This window comes from Pseudomonas quasicaspiana (assembly GCF_021147825.1).
Taxonomy (GTDB): domain Bacteria; phylum Pseudomonadota; class Gammaproteobacteria; order Pseudomonadales; family Pseudomonadaceae; genus Aquipseudomonas; species Aquipseudomonas quasicaspiana.
Genome location: NZ_JAGTPI010000015.1, coordinates 67,139 through 83,102 on the forward strand (window position 1 = coordinate 67,139; position 15,964 = coordinate 83,102).

The window sequence follows — 15,964 nt, forward strand, 5'->3', positions numbered from 1 at the left end:
TCAGGACCAGCGGCGGAAAATCAACGACGTGTTGACCCCGCCAAAAGCGAAATTGTTGTTCATCACGTATTCGTGGCTCATCTGCCGAGGCTCACCGCGCAGGTAGTCCAGATCGCCGCACTGCGGATCGATCTTGTCCAGATTCAGGGTATGGATGTAACGGTCGCGATTGAGCATCTCGATGCAGAACCACGACTCCAGCGCACCGCAGGCACCTAACGTGTGGCCGAGGAAACTCTTCTGCGAACTGATCGGCATACGCGAACCAAAAAGGCTGCTGGTGGCGAGGGTTTCGGCAATGTCACCTTGTTCCGTCGCCGTACCGTGGCCGTTGACATAGCCAATGGCTTCGGGCGGCAGGTTGGCGTCTTCCAGTGCCAGCTCCATGGCACGGCGCATGGTGGCCTGCTCCGGGCGGGTGCTGTGCGCGCCATCGGCGTTGCTGCCGAAGCCCACCAGTTCTGCGTGAATATGTGCGCCACGGGCCAATGCGTGTTCCAGCTCTTCGAGCACTAGCATGCCGCCGCCTTCGCCGATCACCAGGCCATCGCGGCCGATGTCGTAAGGGCGCGGGCTGGTGTGAGGCGCATCGTTCTTCAGGCTGGTAGCGTACAACGCGTCGAAGACCATGGCTTCAGTGGGGCAGAGTTCTTCAGCACCACCGGCCAGCATCAGCGGCAAGCGGCCGAACTTGATCGCCTCATAGGCATAACCGATGCCTTGGCTGCCGCTGGTACAGGCGCTGGACGTCGGAATCAGGCGGCCTGTCAGACCGAAGAAAATGCTGATATTGGCCGCCGTGGTGTGGGGCATCATTCGCACATAGGAATTGGCATTGAGCCCTATGGCCACTGAGTTGAGCAGCATGTTGCCGAAGGCTTTTACATCTTCGGTGCTGCCCGTGGATGAACCGCACGCGGTGCCCATGCGCCCGTCCCGGATGATCGGGTCGTTGAGCAGGCCCGCACCGATCAGGGCCTGTTCAGAGGCACCCACTGCGAAACGTGAGACACGGCCCATGCTGCGCAGTTGTTTGCGGGTCCAGTGCGACGGCACGGCGAAATCATCGATAGGGCCTGCCAGCCGGGTGTTCAACTCGGTGAAGCGATCCCACTCGTCCATGCGTCGAATGCCACTGCGGTTGGCGTTGAAGTTGGCTTCGATGCTCGCCCAGTCGCTGCCCAGTGAAGTAATCCCGGCCATGCCGGTCACGACGACGCGCTTCATCAGCACAGGCCTCCGTTAACGGCCAGTACCTGGCGAGTGATGTACGCCGCCTCGGCGGACATCAGGAAATTAACCGCGCCGGCGACTTCTTCAGGCGTGCCCATGCGCTGCGCGGGAATCATCTTCATCAGTTCATCCACAGGGACATTTTCGTCGAGCATGGCGGTATCGATCAGGCCGGGCGCGACGCAGTTGACGGTGATCTTGCGTTTGCCCAGCTCGATGGCCAGCGCCTTGGCAGCACCGATGATACCGGCCTTGGACGCGCTGTAATTGACCTGGCCGCGATTGCCGATCAGGCCCGAGACCGAGGTGATGCACACGATGCGACCGGCGGCCCGGCGACGGATCATCGGCATCATCACCGGGTGCAATACGTTGTAGAAGCCATCCAGATTGGTTCTGAGCACCACGTCCCAATCGTCGTCGCTGAGCGCCGGGAAGGCGCCGTCGCGAGTGAGCCCGGCGTTGAGCACTACGCCGTAATAGGCACCATGGGTTTCTACATCGGCTTCAAGAATGGCTTTGCAGGTTTCCCGGTCCGCCACGTCGAATTGCAGAATCCGCGCCTGACGGCCCAGGGCGACGATTTCGGCCTGGACGGCTTCGGCTTCCGTGCGGCCACTGCGGCAATGCAGAATCAGGTCGAAACCTGCTTGCGCGAGACGTAGCGCAATCGCGCGGCCAATGCCACGGCTGGAGCCGGTGACCAGTATCGAGTCAGTCATGTGCGGGCTCCTTCGTTCATGTATTGGTCGGGGTTGGGTGGGCAGTACACGCTAAGGCGGGCAAACGCTTCAATAGCCGGGCCGGTCAGGCGACATTCGAACACACCCATGCCGTTATCGTCCTGCAACGTACGCAGCGCGTGGATGTGCAGCTCGCTGCCTGCGGGAAATTGCTCCACGTTGCATTCGAACTTGCGGCTGCCCAGCAGGAAGCCCAGCGCCACGGGCTTGCCCTGAGTGCGCGCCTGGCAACCGGCATAGGCCGCGACACTCTGGGCCATCAGCTCGATACCCACCCAGGCGGGCATGTTGCCGTTGGTGTCATTGAGCAGTCCGTTCGGAGTGACGGTCAGGCGAGTGTGAATCTGTTCTTCGTCGAACGACAGCACCTCATCGATGAGGATCATGTCGCCGGCATGCGGTAGCAGTTCGGCGAGCGGCCAGGCAATCATTGGGCGTCTCCGATAATCAGGCTGATGTTGTTGCCACCGAAGGCAAACGAGTTGCTCATCATGTAGCGCTTGGGCGTCTGTGCCAGACGAGTCTGGGCGTCAGTCCATTGCAGGGGCGGCAGCTGTGGATCGGCTTCGCCGTCCCAGGCATGGGGTGGAAGCGCGTGGTCGGTATTTTCCGGTGCCAGGCTCAACCAGCAGAAAGCCGCCTCCAGCGCACCTGCCGCGCCCAGTGTGTGACCGGTCATGGGCTTGGTCGAAGAGCACGGCACTCCATCAGGGAAAACAGCCTTCACTGCCAGGCTTTCCATGGCGTCATTGAGTGGAGTCGCGGTGCCGTGCAGGTTCAGATAACCAATCTGCGCGGCTGCAAGCCCGGCATTGTCCAGCGCTTGCTGCATGGCTTCGCGGGCACCGCAGCCGCTGGGTTCCGGTGCAGAAATGTGGTGCGCGTCGCACGTTGCGCCCGCACCCAGCAACGCAATCGAATGCTCGCCGCTGGCTTCACGGGTCATCAGGAACAGCACGGCAGCCTCGCCGATATTGATCCCGTTACGATTGCGCGAAAACGGGTTACAGAGCTGCTGTGAGACCGCTTCCAGCGCGGAAAAACCGTTCAGGGTGAGTTTGCACAGTGTGTCGACGCCGCCGCACAACACCGCATCGCACAGGCCCATGTCCAGGGCACGTCGGGCGCTGAGCAGGGCGCGGGCGCTGGAGGTGCAGGCAGTGGAGATCACGTAGGACGGGCCGCTCAGTTGCAGCCACTCCGAAATGAAGTTGGCTGCCGCGCCCAGCTCTTGCTGCTGGTAGTGATAGTCCGCCGGGAATTGCTGGCTGCTCAACCATTCGCCAATGCCACGCCCTGCCTCGTCTATACCGGACGTGCTGGTTCCCAGGATCACGCCGATGCGATGGGTGCCGTAACGCGTTATAGCCTCACGGATGTCCGGCTCGATCTGCAGCGCAGCCGCCAGCAGCAACCGATTGTTGCGGCTGTTGTGAGAAGCCAGGGATTGGGGGATTGGCGGCAACGCTGTTTTCACGGCACCCACCGGCAAGATGCGCTCAGGCACCCAGCCGCCTTCATCGACCATGCCGGACGTATCAGCAGCGAACAACCGTCGCGCGACTTCTTCGCGGCCACTGCCCAGAGAGCAGATCAAGCCCAATGCGTTCAGGTAAGCGCTCACTGCAAGGCCTCGCTGTTCAGCGGGCTGATGGCGTAGTTGATTCTGCCGTCTTTGCCTGTGAGGACGATCAGCCTGAAGGTGTCGGCGCTGCTGTATTCCACGCCCCATCGTTCATCAAGTATGCGTTGGGTGCCCCGGCGCTGCGCAGTCGGGTAATTACGCCTCAACTGGTTGTCCGGGGTGAGCGCGAACAGCAGAGAAGCGAACAATTCCCGGGCTTCAGCATTGGGCGGCAACAAACCGTCGGCTTGCCACTGGCCGTTGATCAATTGCTGACGTGCCAGTGGAATACCCAGTGGGTCCATCAGTGACCAGCGCAACCCGCTGGCTTCCTGCTGAATCACCAGCAGCCAGTCCTGGCGCTGTTCAGCCTGCTGGCGTTGGATATGCAATTGCATCGGCAACTGTAGCTCGGGAACCGAAACAGGCAGCGGGGCTTTACTGGCACACGCCGCCAGCAGCAGGACGCAGGCGATCAGCAATGCGCGAATCATGTTTGTTCACCCTCGAGAGGCTTGCGCGCAACCGCGTTGACCAGGGTTTCTTCGCGTTGGCCAAAAAGCGCTGGCTTGCGCAGTTTCAGACGTTCCAGCAAACCGAAATCACTGGAGCGGCTCCACCAAAGATAAGGGTAAGACACGTTCTGTGCACCAAACTGAAAGCCCTGATCGCGGAGCATTTGCAGATATTGTTCAGCGCTCTTTTGTACATGCATCGGGTGACGGAACAGCCAGCGGATCACCCAGGTGTCGATATAGGCTTCGGTGGACTCAGCGAACAACAGATAGCCGCCGGGCTTGAGCACTCGATAGAACTCGGCGAGGGCCTGTTCCTGTTCGACCAGATGATGGAACGTCTGGTGGCAGAACACGATGTCTACGCTGGCGTCCGCCAGTTTCAATGCGGCGCAGTCGCTGCCGATCAGCTCGACGTCGATGCCTTGAACCCGGGCTTCAGTGCGGCTCATGGTCAGGCTCTCCGGGTCAGCGTCCACACCCAGCAGGCGTGATGGCGCAAACACTTCGCACAACCGCTTGAATGACTTGCCCTGACCACAACCCGCATCGAGCAGTACCGGCTGGCTCGGCGGTTCGCCGTCAAACAGGCTGCGCAGATCGTTGATTGCCACTCGCAGCACGCGGTGTTGCCACGTGTGACTGCGCAGGAACCACAAGCCGAAACGGGTTTCTTCGACGTATTTGTCGCTCAGGAAAGGCCCGCTCATTGTGCCGGGCTCGCGCAGATTTCAGACAACATGCGCAGGCGGCGCTTGGGTTCAGCAACAAACGGGTTGCGCTGATCCCAAGCGTATCCAGCCAGAATCGCGCTGATCATGCGGCGGATATCCCGCGTGCTTTCCGGGTAGAAAATCACGTCCTGGAAAGTGCCTTCGTACCAGCCTTCTACGTAGGCGCGGAAGGTGTCCACGCCTCGTTTGAGCGGTATCGCGAACTCGGTCTGCCAATCGACCGCCTCACCTTGCAACTGTCGATGCAGAACGCCTGCCGCCATGCTCGCCGAACGCATGGCGATGGTCACGCCGGAGGAGAACACCGGGTCGAGGAATTCAGCGGCATTGCCCAGTAGCGCAAAGCCCGGACCGTGCAGGGTTTTGACGTTGGCCGAGTAACCGCCGATGGTGCGCGCTGGTGTGTCCCATACTGCGTTCTTGAGCAGTTCCTTGAGGTGCGGCGTTTCGCCAACGAACTCGCGGAGGCAGGCATCAAGGTCTTCGGGTTTGTCCTTGAAACGTTCGGACGCAGCGACGACGCCCATGGAGCAGCGGCCGTTGCTGAACGGGATCGACCAGAACCACACGTCGCGCATTTCAGGATGAATGCTGACGAGGATTTTCTCGCGGTCAAAGGATGCCGGGAAATGGTCTTCCACATGGGTGAACACCGCCTGACGTATCGGGAAATTCGACGGCGCCTCCAGATCCAGCAAACGCGGTAATACGCGGCCATAACCGCTGGCGTCGAGCACGAACTGCGCCTGCACCTGATACTCGCTGCCGTCTTCGCGACGCACGTCCAGGACTGGCTGCGGGCTGGTGAAATCGCCCGCAATGATCTCTTGTTGGTAGCGGATTTCCACGCCTTGTAATTCAGCCTGATCGGCCAACAGTTTGTCGAACGCCCCGCGTTGTACCTGGAAAGTCGATGGCTGGCCTTCGCTGAAGGTGTCGCCGAAATCGAATGCGCTGTACTGATCGCGCCACGCAAACGCAGCGCCATTTTTCTTCTGGAAACCTGCGGCCTTTACGGCGTCTAGCATCCCGGCTTCTTCGACGAAGTCCAGGCAGTGCGACAGCAGGCTTTCACCGATGGAGAAGCGCGGGAACTGCTGGCGCTCAATGATCAGCACATCGTGCCCGTTGCGTTTGAGCAAGGCTGCGGCGATTGCACCGGCAGGACCTGCACCAATCACCACGACTGTCCGGCTTTCCCTATCAGTTACTGGCATACGACTTCCTTACTGGATCGACAGCGTTTACGGGTGGCTGCACCGGTGCGCGGCCCATGCCCAGCAAGGCTGGCATAAGGGTCGCGAGCAGGCTCATCAACATCAGCGCGAAGTACAGCGCCGGGTTGATCAGGTGTTGTTGCAGCAGCATATTGAGAAAGACGATTTCGCTAAGGCCGCGAATATTCAGCAGCACGCTTTCACGCCAGCGGCTGGCACCGGCGAAGGAGGGCGTCGCCCAACTGAGGCCAAGCCAGTTGCCGAGCATTTTGCTGGCAATCGGCAGCAGAATCAGTGCTCCAAGCTGCACCCAACCAAGGTTGCCCATGGCGGTGTGAACGTTGATCTGCACGATGCCAAAGGTCAGGATCAGCGGTATCGCCAGCCAGGTTTGCAGGCGCATGAACCATTCGCGCCTGATCGGCAGTACCCACGGCTGTTTGATTCGTGCCATGCACAGCAGGTAACCGATGCCGAAAATCAGCGCATTGAGTCTGTAGTGCTCGGCCACCATCAGCAGGGCGAAGAACGTGACGCTGTAGACCAGTGGTTGGCGCAGTTGCAGGGCCCGCAGCAGCAAAGGCACGCAGGCACCGAGCAGCGGCAGCAACAGACTGTTGATGTTCAGGCTGCCTTGGGCAATGCCGAACAGGCTCCAGCACATCAGGTCGATAAGGATTGCGGTCTGCACCAGACGCCGGGTCGCTTCAGGCGGATAGTCGATATGGCGCAGATACAGATAGAGCACAGGGATCGCGGTAATCGCAAACACCAGACCCAGCGCCAGAGAGCTGATCCACGGTTGCGCGGGCAAAAACCAGATGGCGCAGCCCAGCCCTGCGAGGAATGGCACCGCGAAACTTGGCAGCGCAACTTTCAGGCTTTGGCGATCCATCTTCACGTCGATGACGTCGCTAAGAATATGCCCCAGAACGATGGCGAAACTCAGGCCGTACAGCGTCTTCAACCAGACGGGCGCTACCAGTTGCGCGCCGCTCAACTGCCAGCCCGGTTCAATCCAGAACAGCATGATCAGTGGCAGAGCAAAGGTTGCCAGCAGCAACTGACTGACGATGGGAATCATGCCGAAATAGCGTCCAAGACGCGTTGCACCAGCAAACATCAGCAAGGCCATCAGCCAGAACAGCGCAATCATCATCGATGAGCCTCGCTTTCAGCTGTTGGCTTGGCGCGTCGACTGGCAGCCCACGGCGCCAGCATGAAGCTGAACGCCAGCCCGAGGCTCACCGACAGACCAAAGTTGCTGATGGCGGGCGTACTGGAAACCGCCAGCAAGCCAAACGACAACCAGGTGGTGACGGCGGCCAGCAAGGTACCCAGCAAACTCACGGCGGCACCGCCAATCTGTTCACGCATCAGGATCGCGTAATCAACGCTGATTGCGGTGACCAGCAGCAAGCCAAAAAGGCTGAACAGAGTCAGCGGCTGACCGAGCCAGCCCAGGCTTGCCAGGCTGCACAACGCCGCGAGCAAAGGCAGGGCCACGATGCGCAGCGCGCCGCCAAACCCGAACGGAGCAATCAGCAGCAATACGATCAGCACGCAGGACGCCAGTTTCAATTCAGCGGCGCTGATCTGGGTGGCGGCAAAAACAGTGTTGAGTTGCCCCAGACGATCCACCAACCGCACGCCCGGCAAGTCCTGAGCCTGCAAACGCAGCAGGGCAGCGTTGTTCAATCCCTGAAGGCTGACCATGCCAGCGACGCCGTTTTTGCTGGCGCCCAGCCACAGCACCCGCCAGGGTTCGCCGAGCGGTCCGGCCAGCGCCGCGTCGATATTAGTGATCGGTGACGCTTGCAGCTGAGTCAGTTCAGCTTGCAGGGCGCTGGCCGGAACACCGAGGTCGATCAGTGTCTGCCAGTGCTCTGGCAACGAACTGAGGGCTTTGCGCACGGCGTCCTGTTCGGTGGGGGACGCGACCAGCTGATTCAACGCCAGATAGCCACTCAACTCGTCCAGATTCACCAGCTGATCGAGACGTTGGGTCAGTGCCGTCTGGCGCTCCAGCAACTCCTGCTGGTCTTTGCCTTCCACCAGAAAAAACTGGCTGGTGGGCTGGTAACCGGTGATTTTGGCAATCGCCTTGGCTTCTTCGGTCAGTTGCGGTGGTGCTGAGATCCATTGGCGGATGTCATTTTTGGTGGTCAGTTGCCAAAGCCCGGCAGCGCAGAACAACATCAAAAGTGCCAGCAGGATCGGCGTGCCGACCCGGCTCAGCAACGCTTCGCGCCAGCCGAGCAAACGTTCGGCCAGACGCAGCGGCCATTGAGCCGGTTTCAGCTCGGTGTTGTTGAGCAAGGCGGGCAACAGGCAAACGGCAGTCAGATAGGCGCCGATCAGGCCTGCCGCAGAGAACACCGCGATTTGCGTCAGCGCCGGGAAGGGTGTCCAGGCCAGGGCCAGATAACCGATGCAACTGGTTGCGAGGCTGAGGCTCAGGCCGGGCAGCGTCAGACGCAAGGCGGGCCAACTGCGCCAGGGTTTCAGGCTCCAGCTTTTGGACAGGTAATGCAGTGGGTAATCCACCGCCACGCCGATCAGGCTCGAACCCAGTACCAGGGTCATCACGTGCATATGGCCGAAGAACGCGACGCAGGCGACAGCGCCAAACAGCATGCCCACCAGCACCGGCACGAACGCCAGCAACACGCGCCAGCGGCGGAAAGCCAACAGCAGCAAGAGCAGAATGCCCGCTGTTGCGCCGCCGCCTACCCAGGTGATTTCCCGGCTGGCCTGACGTTGGCCGTCGGCGGCATACAGCAGGCCACTGGCTGCCAGTAACTGTCCGTTGGCTTGCGCGGCTTGTTGGCGGGATGCACTGAGCAAATCGGCGACACGCAGCGGCAGATGCATGTCGAACGCATCGCCGTTTGTGCGGGCTCGCAGCAGTACCCAGCTTTTGCCGTCAGCATTGGCCACCAACGCACCGCTGCCGATATCCGGTTGCACCGAGCCGTGCTGCGGCATGCCGTTCTGGATACGCCCGGTCAGGCCCAGCCAGTCATCCTGGCTCGGCACCAGACTGAAACCGCTGAACGGATCGAAAAGGCTTTGCACGCGTTGTTGAATAAAGGCCTGCGGGTTGTCGATCAACTGCGTCCGGTCTGCCTTTGGCAGCATCGCCAGTCGACCTTGCAGTAACTGGGTGCGCAGCGCAGGCAGATCGGCCTGGAGGCTCCATTGGACCTTGTCGAACAAACCGCTGGCTTGCCACTGCTCGCCCAATTGCTTTGCCAGCGCGATGGCTTGCTGACGATCCGTGTGACCGACCAGCACCAGCATTTCGCGGTTCAGCGGTTCTTGCATACGCTGTTCAGCGCGCAATTCCAGAGGATCAGGGCTACTGCCGGGGACCAGTTCCATCAGGTTGGCTGACAGTGGCGCACCATCGCGCCATTGCCAGCCAGCGAGGGCCAGCACCGCCAACAGGATGATCAGGAACAGGCGCGGCAACAGACGTTCAATTCGCAAAATCAGCACGCTCCGCATCGCTCAAGGCAGGCACACTCTGGCTATCGACCATCTTCAGCAACGTACTGTCACCCTGGGTTTCCAGCAGCTCGATGCGCTGTACCAGTTCGCCGCCGTCGATATTGATCTGCTTGAACACCTGTTGCAGCAACATCGAACGCGGGGTCAGCGTCAACTGCCAGGCTTTGGCATCGCCTTTGAGCTGCAATTCGAAGTCGCGCTGCAGCCCGCTGCTGTCGCCTTGCAGCACGGCCAGGAACAGGCGGTTCTGTTCCGCCCCGGCGCTCTTGTTTGGCAGTAATTGCCAGCCGTTGGCCGCGTCACGGCGGGCAATGCCGGCCGGGCTGATGCGGTAGTCCTGTTTGAGCGGCGTGTTCAACAGCCACAGCAGGCCGAATTCTTTCGCCAGTACAAAACGGCCTTTACTGACCAGCGGTGTTGGTAAGGCACGCAGGTGTTTTTCCTGTATGAAATTGCCACGTACCACGACCGGTTTTGCCAGTTGATCGCTGAGCTGTTGCAGGTCAAAAGCCTGGGCCAATGGCGACAGGCAGAGCAGGGCCATGAGGCATACCACACGACCTATGGTTGAAATGAGGTTCATGTGGGAGCGGTGCTTACCCGCGATAAGGGAACCGCAGATAGCAGGTCTACCGCGTCCAGCCTTATCGCGGGCAAGCACCGCTCCCACAGGGTTGAGACCTGCTTCGATACAGAGATTCATGGCAACACCCTCTCAACCGCATCAGTGAAGGCTTTCGGCGAAGCCAGCTGCATTTCCCGGGTTTCGATGTGCACCGCGACTTGAATCGAGCTGGCGCGGGTCATGCGTTCGCCGGTTTCCGCGTCGGTAATCAGGTAGTTGATCTTCAAGCGATTCTCCCACTCCACAAGACTGGCGCGCACGATCAGCCGTTGGCCGAACACCGCGCCGCGCACGTAGCGCAACTGGATGTCGATCACCGGCCAACCGTATCCGGATTCGAGCATGTGCGTGTAGTTGTGACCGATGTGGTCCAGCAACGCGCAGCGAGCGACTTCCAGGTACTTGATGTAATGCCCGTGCCAGACGACGTTCATCGAGTCGACGTCGAAAAAGGGCACCAGGACTTCGGTGTCGACATCAATGACGCCTTTACTGCGCATGCAACCTCCAATGGCGATCAGCGATACGTTGCAGGCACAGGCGCAGTTCGCCCTCCAGCGCACGGTCTTCGATCACGGGCGGGAAATCAACGGCCAGTTGCTCGTGCATGGCGGCCAGCGCGGGCGGCAGTGGACGCGCATCGGCGGCTTTGCTGCGCAGCCAGACCCCCTGGTTTGCGGCGATCAGCGTGGCAGCTGCCACTTGCTCCGTCAGTTCCAAAACCCGAATGGCGTCCCGGGCAGCGATGGTGCCCATGCTGACCTTGTCCTGGTTGTGGCATTCGGTCGAGCGCGAGAACACGCTGGCGGGCATGGTGTTTTTCAATGCTTCGGCAGTCCAGGCGCTGGTGCCGATCTGCACGGCCTTGAAGCCATGGTTGATCATTGCGCGATCCGCTGGCGCGCCCGACAGATTGCTCGGTAAGCCGTGGTTGTAGCGCTCATCCACCAATAGCGCGAGCTGGCGATCCAGCAGGTCGGCGACGTTGGCGACGAGGTTCTTCAGGCTGTCCATGGCGAAGGCGATATGGCCGCCGTAGAAGTGCCCACCGTGCAGCACGCGTTCGGCTTCGGCGTCGATGATCGGGTTGTCGTTGGCGCTGTTCAGTTCGATTTCGATGAACGAACGCAGCCAGTTCAGGCTGTCAGCCAGCACGCCCAGCACATGGGGCGCGCAACGCAGCGAGTAGCGATCCTGCAAACGATGCAGGGGGGCAGTCGGTGCGTCGATGGCCAGATCCTTGCGCAGCCAGGCCGCGACTTGCATCTGGCCCGGATGAGGCTTGGCCGCAAACAGACGCTCGTCGAAATGCTCCGGATTGCCTTGCAGCGCGACCACGTTCATCGCGGTGATACGCGTCGCCAGCTGCAGCAGGTAATCGGCACGGGCGAAGGCCAGGCACGCGAGGCCGGTCATCACCGCTGTGCCGTTCATCAAGGCCAGGGCCTCTTTGGGGCGCAGTACCAGCGGTTCCCAGCCCAGTTCACGATGCACATCGCTGGACTGACGGCGTTCGCCGCGGAACATCACTTCACGTTCGCCGGACAAGGTCGCTGCCACATAAGACAGCGGCGTCAGATCACCGCTGGCGCCCACTGAGCCCTCTTCCGGAATCAGCGGCAGGACGTCCTGCTCAAGAAACGCCTGCAGTCGTTCCAGCAGTTCGACGCGGACACCAGAAACCCCGTGGCACAGAGACTGCAAACGCGCAGCCAAGACCGCGCGAGTGGCTTGAGCGTCGAGCAGTTTGCCCAGCCCGCATCCGTGAAACGTGTACAGATGACGCGGCAAGGCTTCCACATGTTGCAGCGGCACCGCCACCACGCAGGAATCGCCGTAGCCGGTGGTCACGCCGTAAATCACGCCTTCCTTGTCCAGCAACGAATCAAGAAACTGCGCGCCTTTGGCGATGCGCTGACGGTAGGCGCTGTCGCCTTGCAGAGCGGTCGGCACCTGGCGATTGGCCAACGCCAGCACATCTTCGATCTGCAACGCACGCTCGCCGAAGGTGACCGGCTCAGGAACTTGATTCGTCATCGGACTTCCAGAAAGGGTAGAAATTGAACCACTGCTGAGGGGCTTGCAGGCAGTAGTGGCCGAGTCGGTCGGCATAGCGCTGGGCGTGATCGGCTATCACTTGTTGCCGGTCGCTGCGTCGCCATTCGATGGCGTCGGCAAATGGCTCGAGCGTCACTTGATAACCGCTGGGGCGCTTGAGGCAGAAAATCAGATTGATCGGGCATTTCAACAAACCGGCCAGCAGCCACGGGCCCTGTGGGAACGCGGCTTTTGCACCGAGGAAATTGACCCGCGCGTTACGCCCGCCGTGCAACGCCACGCGGTCACCGGCGATGGCCAGCCATTCACCGTCGTCCAGGCGCTGGCTCAGTTGGAGCATGACGGACGGGTCCAGCTCACTGACCTGAATCAGGCGCAAGTTAGTCGCGCCTGCTTCACCCAGCAGCCGGTTGAAACGCTCGGCGTGCTTGGTGTGGACCAGCACGTTCATGGTGACTTTTTCGCCCAGCTCAGCCAGCGCCCGGCAGACTTCGAGATTGCCCAGATGCGCACCCACCAGCATCTGGCCGCGATCGCCACGCAACTGAGTGCGCAGCAGCGCAGGGTCAACGATTTCGATTTGCTCAAGACGCAGCTTGCCGTTCCAGACGTCGAGTTTATCCAGCAGCGAATCAGCAAAGGCCATGAACTGGCCGAACACCCGTTTGTGAGTGGGCATCAGCTCTGGTCTGGCACTCCATTCGGACAGGCGTCGTTGATATTCCCAGGCACTCTTGCGCGCCTGGCGGCCGAACAGAAAAAAATACAGCACGATGCCGTGCAGCACCGGGCTCAGCACCCGACGACCCAAATGGCGTACGCCCCACGCGGTGAGCTTCATCAGCAGGAAACTGCCGCGCTCTTCGTGTTTGGCCCAGTGCTTATTGCTCATCGCCGTACCTCCCGGTAGGAGTGAACTTGTTCGCGAAGACAATTTTTCAAGCGCCAATCATGCGTCGGATGTACCCCTGCTTTCGCGAACAAGTTCGCTCCTACCGGATTTCCGGCACACACAGCGATCATGGCAACCACCGCCGCCACAGGATCAACGGGAAACGCCCCAACATGCCGAAGAACAGTTTGGTGTGCATTTTCGAGATCAATGCGTTGTCGTGGAACATGCGGAAGTGCGACAGGCCGTCCTGCGGGTAATGCACCTTGGTTGGCAGCCAGTGCATGGGTTGATTCAACCACGACAGGCGAACCAGGATTTCCGAGTCGAAATCCATGCGTTTGCCGAGCTGCACGGTGTTGATCAGATGCAGCACCGGCGCCAACGGATAAACCCGAAAGCCGCACATTGAGTCTTTGATCTGCAGGGACAGGCTGTTGACCCATACCCAGAAGTGCGTGAGGTAACGGGCATACAAACGGCCTTTGGGCACGCTGGCATCGTATTGCGGATAACCGCAGATCAACGCATTGGGCTGCTGGCGTGATGCCTCAAGGAACAGGTTGATGTCAGACAGATCATGCTGACCGTCTGCATCGACTTGCAGTGCATGGCTGAAGCCCAGACGCTGGGCTTCACGGAAGCCCGCCATGACCGCGCCGCCTTTACCCTGATTGACCGGTAGCGTGACCAGATAAACGTTGTCGCCTTGCGCCAGTTCACGCAGCACCGCAGCGCAGGACGGGCTGCTGGCGTCATCCACCAACACACACGGCAAACCAGCGGCGAGCACCGCCTGAACTACCGCAGGCACCGCCAGTTCATGATCAAACACCGGGATGATGGCGCAGGGGTTATGCATGCTTACTCCCTGTTGGAGCGAGGCTTGCCCGCGAATGCGTTGGGGATTCTGTGGGAGCGAATTCATTCGCGAAGAAGGCCGAACTGAAAAGCATCTTTGCCTGACACACCGCTTTCGCGAATGAATTCGCTCCCACAGGGGATGCGCTCGGGTTTAAATCAAACTTATGGCAGGGAATGAGTTTCCTGTAGGAGCTGATGTTTGTCGCGTGACAGTGCAACGGCAGGAAAGCGTCCGTGGCCGTTTTCAAGTCAAACATCGCCCACCTCCAGCAAGATCCGGCCACTGGAGCACGCCGCGTCGCCGTTTCGGAAAGCGAAGTAGAGTTTGCCGCGCTCGGCGTCGAAGCGCAGGGTCAGGCTGATCTGGTCGCCGGGGCGGACCAGTTGCTGAAACTTGAGAACTTCCATACCGGCAAATTTCGACGGCATGTCGAGCAGGCGCTGACCCAGCGCCATGGCCCAGTTCACTTGAACCACTCCCGGCAATACCGGAGCTGTCGGGAAGTGTCCGCTGAAGTACGCCAGATCCGGTGGCACGCTCAATTGCAGCTGCCACTCGCCATCAATGTTCTGTTGCGCCAGCACTTCCGGTTCTTTTCCGCGAGGGGCCATTAACAGCGCCTGAACCTCGGCTTGAGGCAGTTTGCCCTGTGCGTTGAGTGGCAGCTGACGCAGCATGCGCCAGCGACGAGGCAGGGCGATGGCTTCACAATGGCCGTTCAAGTGCTGGCGCAGGGTTTGCGTCAGATTGCGTCGGCCTTGATTGCGCAGGGCGTGTAAGCCTGCTGCGCTGAGCACCACCAATGCGCCAAGCGATGCGCGATTTTCCTGCACCACGCCTAGACGCGCTTCACTGACCCATTCATGGCTGACCAGTGCCTGCTCCAATAGCGGCAGGGAAATGCGCTTTTCTTCGAGTTTGACGATGCGATCCAGCCGGCCAAGCAGTTCAAATCGGCCGTCGCTGGCCATGCGCACCGCGTCGGCGGTTTGTTCGATGTGACCTGCCGGCATATAGGTCGAGCTGATGCGCAAGGCACCGTCGGCATCTTGGCCCAGTTCGACACCTGAGAAGGCCTGCCAGAGGTTGTCACCCTGACGCCAGCCGATACCGCCGGTTTCCGAGCTGCCCAGGATTTCAGTCGGCCACTGGCCCAAGCGCTGATGCAGGCTCGCAGCCGCCTCCGCAGGCAGTGCGCCGCCAGAGGAAAATACCCGGCGTACCTTACCCAGACTCGGCCAGTCGAGGTTGTCGCCCATGCGCTTGAGCAATGCGGGGCTGGCCACCCAGGCAAAATGCGGGAACTCGCGACTGGCGCGCTGCAAGTCTTCCGGGAACGGCAGCTGTTTGCGAACGAAGCAACGCCCCGCGCTCAAAGGCCACAGCACGCGAAACAGCAAACCATAGATATGCTGAGTCGCCACGCTGCCGATGATGCAGGCCGCGCCCAGTTCTGCGCCCCAGAGTTGTTCCAGCGCATCGACTTCATTGGCCAACTGCCGCAAGCGCTTTTCGATCAGCTTGGGTTCACCGCTGGAGCCGGACGTACACAGGCTCAGGCAGCACTCATCCAGATCCAGGAGGGCAGGCGGCAATGGCTCGGCGTGCAGTTCATTCAGCTTGCGGTCGCCCGGCAGATCAGTCAGCCAGGCATCTACATGACCGGACCAGCGCTCGCGGGTCTGGGCTTGCAGGTCGGCGGGCAGCAATACGCTGATGCCCGCGCGCCAGGCTGCAAATAGCGCAACTGCAAGCTCGCCAGCATCTTCCAGATGCACGGCCAGTCGCTTGATGCCCTGAGCTTGCAGGCCCGCCGCTACGCTCAGTGCCTGCTCGCAGAACTGCGAGTGGTTCAGCGCCGGAGCCTGCGTCAGCTCACGGGCTGACTGCGGGTCCAGCAGCAGGTGTTCGGGTTTAATCCAGTCAACAACCATCCGGTTCATGC

General features: G+C 60.6%; 15 protein-coding genes. All 15 read right to left on the reverse strand.

Annotation, left to right across the window (positions count from 1 at the left end):
- The 15 genes from KDX30_RS11855 to KDX30_RS11925 all read right to left on the reverse strand — a co-directional run bounded on the left by KDX30_RS11855 (window position 1) and on the right by KDX30_RS11925 (window position 15,953).
- Entirely contained in the window at window positions 1-1,227 is a 1,227-nt protein-coding gene (locus KDX30_RS11855; RefSeq protein ID WP_231675820.1) for a beta-ketoacyl-ACP synthase, read from the reverse strand.
- Window positions 1,227-1,955 (reverse strand): 3-oxoacyl-ACP reductase FabG, encoded by a 729-nt coding sequence (gene fabG / locus KDX30_RS11860; RefSeq protein WP_027901970.1) that lies wholly within the window; start codon window positions 1,953-1,955, stop codon window positions 1,227-1,229. Before fabG ends, KDX30_RS11855 begins: the two co-directional genes overlap by 1 nt.
- Window positions 1,952-2,407: a hotdog family protein gene (locus KDX30_RS11865; protein WP_122397638.1), complete on the reverse strand. Its 456-nt coding sequence runs from the start codon at window positions 2,405-2,407 to the stop codon at window positions 1,952-1,954. Before KDX30_RS11865 ends, fabG begins: the two co-directional genes overlap by 4 nt.
- A complete protein-coding gene (locus tag KDX30_RS11870) occupies window positions 2,404-3,600 on the reverse strand; it encodes a beta-ketoacyl-[acyl-carrier-protein] synthase family protein (protein WP_027901968.1) in 1,197 nt (398 codons plus the stop codon). The genes KDX30_RS11865 and KDX30_RS11870 overlap by 4 nt, the downstream gene beginning before the upstream one ends.
- Entirely contained in the window at window positions 3,597-4,094 is a 498-nt protein-coding gene (locus KDX30_RS11875; protein ID WP_099268019.1) for a DUF3261 domain-containing protein, read from the reverse strand. The genes KDX30_RS11870 and KDX30_RS11875 overlap by 4 nt, the downstream gene beginning before the upstream one ends.
- Entirely contained in the window at window positions 4,091-4,825 is a 735-nt protein-coding gene (locus KDX30_RS11880; protein ID WP_231675821.1) for a class I SAM-dependent methyltransferase, read from the reverse strand. The genes KDX30_RS11875 and KDX30_RS11880 overlap by 4 nt, the downstream gene beginning before the upstream one ends.
- The gene (locus tag KDX30_RS11885; RefSeq protein ID WP_231675822.1) at window positions 4,822-6,066 is read right to left on the reverse strand and encodes an NAD(P)/FAD-dependent oxidoreductase; all 1,245 of its coding nucleotides are present in this window, start codon (window positions 6,064-6,066) and stop codon (window positions 4,822-4,824) included. The genes KDX30_RS11880 and KDX30_RS11885 overlap by 4 nt, the downstream gene beginning before the upstream one ends.
- On the reverse strand, window positions 6,053-7,225 hold the full coding sequence (locus KDX30_RS11890) for a cation:proton antiporter (protein ID WP_231675823.1): 1,173 nt from the start codon (window positions 7,223-7,225) through the stop codon (window positions 6,053-6,055). Before KDX30_RS11890 ends, KDX30_RS11885 begins: the two co-directional genes overlap by 14 nt.
- Window positions 7,222-9,558: an MMPL family transporter gene (locus KDX30_RS11895; protein WP_183141712.1), complete on the reverse strand. Its 2,337-nt coding sequence runs from the start codon at window positions 9,556-9,558 to the stop codon at window positions 7,222-7,224. The genes KDX30_RS11890 and KDX30_RS11895 overlap by 4 nt, the downstream gene beginning before the upstream one ends.
- Entirely contained in the window at window positions 9,548-10,123 is a 576-nt protein-coding gene (locus KDX30_RS11900) for an outer membrane lipoprotein carrier protein LolA (RefSeq protein WP_122397645.1), read from the reverse strand. The genes KDX30_RS11895 and KDX30_RS11900 overlap by 11 nt, the downstream gene beginning before the upstream one ends.
- 155 nt (window positions 10,124-10,278) lie before the next feature.
- Window positions 10,279-10,704, reverse strand: coding sequence for an acyl-CoA thioesterase (locus tag KDX30_RS11905; RefSeq protein ID WP_122707474.1), 426 nt, complete (start codon window positions 10,702-10,704; stop codon window positions 10,279-10,281).
- Window positions 10,694-12,241, reverse strand: coding sequence for an HAL/PAL/TAL family ammonia-lyase (locus tag KDX30_RS11910; RefSeq protein WP_231675824.1), 1,548 nt, complete (start codon window positions 12,239-12,241; stop codon window positions 10,694-10,696). Before KDX30_RS11910 ends, KDX30_RS11905 begins: the two co-directional genes overlap by 11 nt.
- Window positions 12,222-13,154: an LpxL/LpxP family acyltransferase gene (locus KDX30_RS11915; protein ID WP_231675825.1), complete on the reverse strand. Its 933-nt coding sequence runs from the start codon at window positions 13,152-13,154 to the stop codon at window positions 12,222-12,224. The genes KDX30_RS11910 and KDX30_RS11915 overlap by 20 nt, the downstream gene beginning before the upstream one ends.
- Window positions 13,155-13,281: 127 nt before the next feature.
- The gene (locus KDX30_RS11920) at window positions 13,282-14,016 is read right to left on the reverse strand and encodes a glycosyltransferase family 2 protein (protein ID WP_027901958.1); all 735 of its coding nucleotides are present in this window, start codon (window positions 14,014-14,016) and stop codon (window positions 13,282-13,284) included.
- A 251-nt stretch (window positions 14,017-14,267) separates the two neighbouring features.
- Window positions 14,268-15,953 carry an AMP-binding protein gene (locus KDX30_RS11925; RefSeq protein ID WP_406643841.1) on the reverse strand — a complete coding sequence of 562 codons (1,686 nt, stop codon included), beginning with the start codon at window positions 15,951-15,953 and terminating at the stop codon, window positions 14,268-14,270.
- Window positions 15,954-15,964 lie beyond the last annotated feature (11 nt).

Bases quoted from the DNA above. Each gene is read 5' to 3' on its own strand.
- fabG (WP_027901970.1), bottom strand. From the start codon at position 1,955: ATGACTGACTCGATACTGGTCACCGGCTCCAGCCGTGGCATTGGCCGC.
- KDX30_RS11875 (WP_099268019.1), bottom strand. From the start codon at position 4,094: ATGATTCGCGCATTGCTGATCGCCTGCGTCCTGCTGCTGGCGGCGTGT.
- KDX30_RS11915 (WP_231675825.1), bottom strand. From the start codon at position 13,154: ATGAGCAATAAGCACTGGGCCAAACACGAAGAGCGCGGCAGTTTCCTG.
- KDX30_RS11920 (WP_027901958.1), bottom strand. From the start codon at position 14,016: ATGCATAACCCCTGCGCCATCATCCCGGTGTTTGATCATGAACTGGCG.
- KDX30_RS11910 (WP_231675824.1), bottom strand. From the start codon at position 12,241: ATGACGAATCAAGTTCCTGAGCCGGTCACCTTCGGCGAGCGTGCGTTG.
- KDX30_RS11885 (WP_231675822.1), bottom strand. From the start codon at position 6,066: ATGCCAGTAACTGATAGGGAAAGCCGGACAGTCGTGGTGATTGGTGCA.
- KDX30_RS11890 (WP_231675823.1), bottom strand. From the start codon at position 7,225: ATGATGATTGCGCTGTTCTGGCTGATGGCCTTGCTGATGTTTGCTGGT.
- KDX30_RS11900 (WP_122397645.1), bottom strand. From the start codon at position 10,123: ATGGCCCTGCTCTGCCTGTCGCCATTGGCCCAGGCTTTTGACCTGCAA.
- KDX30_RS11905 (WP_122707474.1), bottom strand. From the start codon at position 10,704: ATGCGCAGTAAAGGCGTCATTGATGTCGACACCGAAGTCCTGGTGCCC.
- KDX30_RS11880 (WP_231675821.1), bottom strand. From the start codon at position 4,825: ATGAGCGGGCCTTTCCTGAGCGACAAATACGTCGAAGAAACCCGTTTC.
- KDX30_RS11865 (WP_122397638.1), bottom strand. From the start codon at position 2,407: ATGATTGCCTGGCCGCTCGCCGAACTGCTACCGCATGCCGGCGACATG.
- KDX30_RS11855 (WP_231675820.1), bottom strand. From the start codon at position 1,227: ATGAAGCGCGTCGTCGTGACCGGCATGGCCGGGATTACTTCACTGGGC.
- KDX30_RS11925 (WP_406643841.1), bottom strand. From the start codon at position 15,953: ATGGTTGTTGACTGGATTAAACCCGAACACCTGCTGCTGGACCCGCAG.